The organism is Pseudomonas sp. MD195_PC81_125 (genome assembly GCF_014060985.1).
GTDB classification, from domain to species: Bacteria; Pseudomonadota; Gammaproteobacteria; order Pseudomonadales; family Pseudomonadaceae; genus Aquipseudomonas; species Aquipseudomonas parakoreensis.
On sequence record NZ_JABULD010000089.1, the window covers coordinates 1 to 5174 of the forward strand.

General features: G+C 64.6%; 4 protein-coding genes and 1 pseudogene. All 5 read left to right on the forward strand.

Going from position 1 to position 5174, the window contains the following annotated elements:
- Nucleotides 1-259 precede the first annotated feature (259 nt).
- Nucleotides 260-1219: a MoxR family ATPase gene (locus HT737_RS03795; RefSeq protein WP_003218556.1), complete on the forward strand. Its 960-nt coding sequence runs from the start codon at nt 260-262 to the stop codon at nt 1217-1219.
- Nucleotides 1220-1224: 5 nt separating this feature from the next.
- Nucleotides 1225-2169 (forward strand): DUF58 domain-containing protein, encoded by a 945-nt coding sequence (locus HT737_RS03800; RefSeq protein ID WP_047293911.1) that lies wholly within the window; start codon nt 1225-1227, stop codon nt 2167-2169.
- Complete coding sequence (locus tag HT737_RS03805) at nt 2166-2663, forward strand: DUF4381 domain-containing protein (protein WP_047293910.1); 498 nt, start codon at nt 2166-2168, stop codon at nt 2661-2663. The genes HT737_RS03800 and HT737_RS03805 overlap by 4 nt, the downstream gene beginning before the upstream one ends.
- Nucleotides 2656-3724, forward strand: a pseudogene (locus tag HT737_RS03810) (VWA domain-containing protein); the annotation flags it as partial. The gene HT737_RS03805 and the pseudogene HT737_RS03810, both read left to right, overlap by 8 nt.
- A gap of 7 nt (nt 3725-3731) precedes the next feature.
- A partial coding sequence (locus HT737_RS03815; protein WP_306287166.1) for a tetratricopeptide repeat protein occupies nt 3732-5174 on the forward strand: 1443 nt, incomplete at its 3' end.

The following is a 5174-nucleotide window of genomic DNA, read 5'->3' on the forward strand; positions in this document are numbered from 1 at the left end:
CAGCTCCCACAGAGAGCGATGTGTTGCATAAATCGCATTCGCACCGCTGATACCTGTGGGAGCTGGCTTGCCAGCGATGGGGCCAGAACTGCCACCTCACCACTCCCCTGCTACAAAATTCCAACAAATCCCCCGGTCATTTCCCGCACTTTGCGCAAAATGCCCGTTAGTCGCCACCCCCCTCGATGGATTAAAGTAACGCCCCCAGCCCCGGCGTTATCCGAACGCCTGGGGCCACCCTTTCCAGGAACAGTCACCGATGGAACATCGTGAAGCGCTGCTGGCGCTGCGAACCTTTCTTTCAACGCAGATTCTCGGCCAGGAAAAACTCATCGAGCGTTTGCTCATCGCCCTGCTCGCCGACGGCCACATGCTGGTCGAGGGCGCTCCGGGTCTGGCCAAGACCAAAGCGATCAAAGAACTCGCCGAGGGCATCGAAGCCCAGTTCCATCGCATCCAGTTCACTCCCGATCTGCTGCCGGCCGACATTACCGGCACCGAGATCTATCGCCCGGAAACCGGCAGTTTCGTGTTCCAGCAAGGGCCGATCTTCCACAACCTGGTGTTGGCGGACGAAATCAACCGGGCCCCGGCCAAGGTGCAATCGGCGCTGCTCGAAGCCATGGCTGAACGGCAGGTCAGCGTCGGGCGCAGCACGTATGAACTGTCACCACTTTTTCTGGTGATGGCCACGCAGAACCCGATCGAGCAGGAAGGCACCTATCCGCTGCCGGAGGCTCAGCTCGACCGCTTCCTGATGCACGTCAAGATCGGTTTCCCGGACGCCGCCGTCGAACGCCGGATCCTTCAGCAGGCCCGTGGTGAAGCGCTCAACGGCGAAACCAAGCCTGAACGCCGGGTCAGCCAACAAGCGATCTTCGCCGCGCGCAAGGAAATCCTCGGTCTGTACATGGCTGACGCCGTAGAGGAATACCTGGTGCAACTGGTCATGGCCACGCGCACCCCGGCCAAGTTCGACCCGGAAATGGCCGAGTGGATCGCCTACGGCGCCAGCCCGCGCGGCTCTATTGCCCTCGACCGTTGCGCCCGGGCTCACGCCTGGCTGGCGGGTCGCGATTTCGTCAGCCCGGAAGACATTCAGGCGGTGCTGTTCGACGTGTTGCGTCACCGCATCATTCTGTCGTTTGAAGCCGAAGCCGCCGGCATCGATCAGGATCGGGTGGTGCAGCGGATTCTCGACGTCGTAGCCGTCGCTTGACCCCCATGAACGCCCCCCTGCCGTCCGAACCGGGCATCCGCATCAGCCTCACCGACCTGATCGAGATGCGTCACCGTGTGCGCGAAGTGCAGTTGTTTTCCACGCCAAGTCAGCGCAGCCCGCTGATCGGCCTGCATCACTCGAAATTTCGCGGACGCGGGGTCGACTTCGATCAGGTGCGGGTGTATCAGGCCGGCGACGATGTGCGCACCATCGACTGGCGCGTGACCGCGCGCACCCAGGAGCCGCACACCAAGCTGTTCCACGAGGAGCGCGAACGACCGATTTTCATCATGGTCGAGCAAAGCACGCGGCTGTTTTTCGGCTCCGGGCTGATGTTCAAGTCAGTGCTGGCGGCGCAAGCGGCGGCGCTGATCGGCTGGGCCGCGCTGGGGCACAATGACCGGGTTGGCGGGCTGGTGTTCGGCGACAACGAGCATTACGAAATCAAACCGCGCCGCAGCAAGCAGAGCCTGCTGCAACTGCTCAATCGCCTGGTCAAGGTCAATCAGTCGCTGCACAGCGAACGCGAGCCGGACCGCGACGCCCTCGGCGTGGCGCTGCGCCGGGCGCGCGAAGTGTTGCGCCCGGGCAGTCTGGTGATCGTCATCTGTGACGAGCGCGCGCTGACCGACAGCGCCGAGCAGCAACTGAGCCTGCTGGCGCGCCATTGCGACCTGCTGATGCTGCCGCTGTCCGATCCACTGGACCACGCCCTGCCCGCCGCCGGGCTGCTCAGATTCGCGGAAAGGGGCGCACAACTGGAGCTCGACACGCTGAATTTCGAGCTGCGCCAGACCTATCGCGCTCAGGCCGAAGCCCGTATCGCCCGCTGGGAATTGCTCGCGCAAAAACTGCGGGTGCTGCTGATGCCATTGAGCACGCAAAGCGAAATGGTCGAGCAGATGCGCGAGTTCCTCAATCCGCAGCGCCCGGGGAGCAGTCGATGAACGGCCTCGAGCAACTGCAACCGCTGATTTCGCCACCGCCGATCGACTTTTGGCCGCCAGCGCCGGGCTGGTGGCTGCTACTGTTATTGCTGCCGCTGCTCGGGTTCGCGGCGTGGCGTTTGCGCCGGTTCATTCCGGTCAAGAAACGCCCTATCGTACGCGCCGAACAACCGCTCGATCCGGTGCGCATCGCCGCGCTGGCCGAACTGGCACAAATGCCCAAACCCTACGACGGCGCACCGGCCGGGGCCTGGCTGCAGCAGCTCAACGGCCTGCTCAAACGCCTGTGCCGCAACCACTACCCTTACAGCCAGAGCCACACCCTCAATGGCCGCAAATGGCTGGCGTTCCTCGACAACCGCTGCCCGGCGGCCGGTCTGACGCGCTGGATGGTGCTGGTCGAAGGCGCCTACAAACCGGAATGCAAACTCGACGACAAAGCCATCGCCGGCCTGACCCAAGCCGTCGACACCTGGATTCGCAAGCATGTTTGAGTTCGCCTGGCCGTGGATCTTCGTGCTGCTGCCGCTGCCGTGGCTGATGCGTCTGGTGTTGCCGGTGGCCGACAGCGGCGAGCCGGCCTTGCGCGTCAGTTTTCTCTCGGACCTCGAAGGCCTCGCCCGTCGCCGGGCCCGCGCCAACCTGCCGGCGTGGCGCCAGCAGGCGCCGTTTCTGTTGCTGTGGCTATTATTGCTGAGCGCCGCCGCCCGCCCGCAATGGCTCGGCGAACCATTGCCGATTGCCGCCAGCGGCCGTGATCTGCTGGTGGCGGTGGACGTGTCCGGTTCGATGGATTTTCCCGACATGCAGTGGCAGGACGAAGACGTCAGCCGCTTGTCGCTGGTCCAGCATCTGCTCGGTGATTTCCTCGAAAGCCGTGATGGCGACCGCGTCGGTCTGATCCTGTTCGGCAGTCAGGCGTACCTGCAGGCACCGCTGACGTTTGACCGCCACACCGTGCGCGTGTGGCTTGATGAAGCGCGCATCGGCATTGCCGGCAAGAACACCGCCATCGGCGACGCGATCGGTCTGGCGCTCAAGCGTCTGCGCCTGCGTCCGGCGCAAAGCCGGGTGTTGATTCTGGTCACCGACGGTGCCAACAACGGTGGCGAAATCGATCCGTTGACCGCAGCAAAAACTGGCCGCCAGCGAAGGGGTGAAAATCTACCCGATCGGTATCGGCGCCGACCCCGAAGACAGTGGCAGCACCGGGCTGCTCGGGGTCAATCCGAGCCTGGACCTCGACGAGCCGGCCCTCGAGGCCATCGCCAACGCCACGGGCGGCCAATACTTCCGCGCCCGCGACGGCAAAGAGCTGCAAGCGATCCGGGACACCCTCGATCAACTCGAACCGGTGACCCAGCAACCGACCCAGGCGCGCCCGGCACAAGCCTTGTATCAGTGGCCGCTGGCCTTTGCCCTGCTGCTGAGTCTGTTGCTGGTCGCCCGCGAATTGTGGCCGGATAACCCGCTGCAACGCCTGTTTACCAAGGAGCTGTATCTGCAAAGTCCGTTGCCTGACTGGCGTGAGCGTCTCAAGCGCCTGCGTTTGCGGAGCGCCGATGATCGCGCTCTGGCCGCACTGGTTCCGCCCCTGGTGGCTGCTGCTCCTGCCGCTGCTCGGCTGGCTGATCTGGCAACTCTGGCACCGGCAGAAACGCGCCGGACGCTGGCAGATGATTCTGCCGCCGGCGTTCCACGCGACGCTGCTAAGCGGCGGCAATGGCCGCGCCAGCAAGCTGCCGTGGGTCGCCCTCGGCGTGGCGTGGCTGCTGACCCTCGTCGCCCTGCTCGGCCCCAGTTGGGAACGCGTCGAACAGACCAGCCAGAAACCCGCCGACCCGCTGGTCGTCGTTCTGGAGCTGACCCCGGAAATGCTCGCCACCGACTCACCGCCAACGCGACTGGAACAGGCCCGGCGCAAGCTGTTCGACCTGTTGCAGGCGCGCAGCGATGCGCAGACCGCGATCGTCGTCTACGCCGGCAGCGCGCACACGTTGGTGCCGCTGTCGGATGACCTGGCGACCAGTCGCAATCTGCTCGACGCGCTCAAACCGTCGCTGATGCCGGAAAGCGGCCATCGCGCTGATCTCGGCATAAGCAAGGCACTGGCCTTGCTCAAGCAAGGCGCACTCGGTCAGGGGCGAATTCTGCTGATCGGTTCTTCGCTGACCGAGGAAGAACGCCAAGGTATTCGTCGAGCCCTCGGCGAGCAGTCAGCACAACTATTGATGCTCGGCATCGGCACCGCTGAAGGCGCGCCCATCGCTCAGGAGGACGGCAGTTTCCTCAAGGATGAACAAGGCGCGATTCGCGTGCCGCAGCTCGACAGCCCGGGCCTCGGCGCGTTCCTCGCCAGCGTCGGCGGTGAATACCACAGCGCGCGTCTGGACGAATCCGACTTGCGCGCCCTCGGCCTGCTCGATGGCCCGCGCAGCCTGCGCAACGATGGTCAGACTGTGCGCCTGGACACCTGGGCCGATCAGGGCTACTGGCTGTTGTTGCCGCTGTTGCTGCTCGCCGCGTGTGCTGGACGGCGTGGCTGGTTATTCTGCCTGCCGCTGCTGCTGTGCTTGCCGCAGCCGAGCTACGCTTTCGACTTCGAAGACCTGTGGCTGCGTCCTGACCAACAGGGTTTGCACTTGCTCAAGCAGAAGCGCCCGGCCGAGGCCGCCGAACACTTTGAAGATCACCAGTGGCAAGGGCTGGCGTTGTATGAAGCCGGCGATTACAGTGGCGCCGCTCAGCGTTTCGCCGAAGGCAGCGACGCCCGCGCCCACTACAATCGAGGCAATGCGCTGGCGAAAAGTGGCGAGCTGGAAGCGGCGATTGATGCCTACGAGCAAGCGCTGGAACTGCAACCGGATTTGCGCCCGGCGCTGACCAACAAGGCCCTGGTGGAAAACCTGCTCAAGCAGAAGAACACCCCGCCGCCGGCCGAACCACAGCCGCAACCGGCGCAGCCGAGCGTGCCCGGCGATGAACCACCGCCAGCGACCGCGCCG

Excerpts from the sequence above, each read along its gene's own strand:
- HT737_RS03805 (WP_047293910.1), top strand. The coding sequence starts at position 2,166 with ATGAACGGCCTCGAGCAACTGCAACCGCTGATTTCGCCACCGCCGATC.
- HT737_RS03800 (WP_047293911.1), top strand. The coding sequence starts at position 1,225 with ATGAACGCCCCCCTGCCGTCCGAACCGGGCATCCGCATCAGCCTCACC.
- HT737_RS03795 (WP_003218556.1), top strand. The coding sequence starts at position 260 with ATGGAACATCGTGAAGCGCTGCTGGCGCTGCGAACCTTTCTTTCAACG.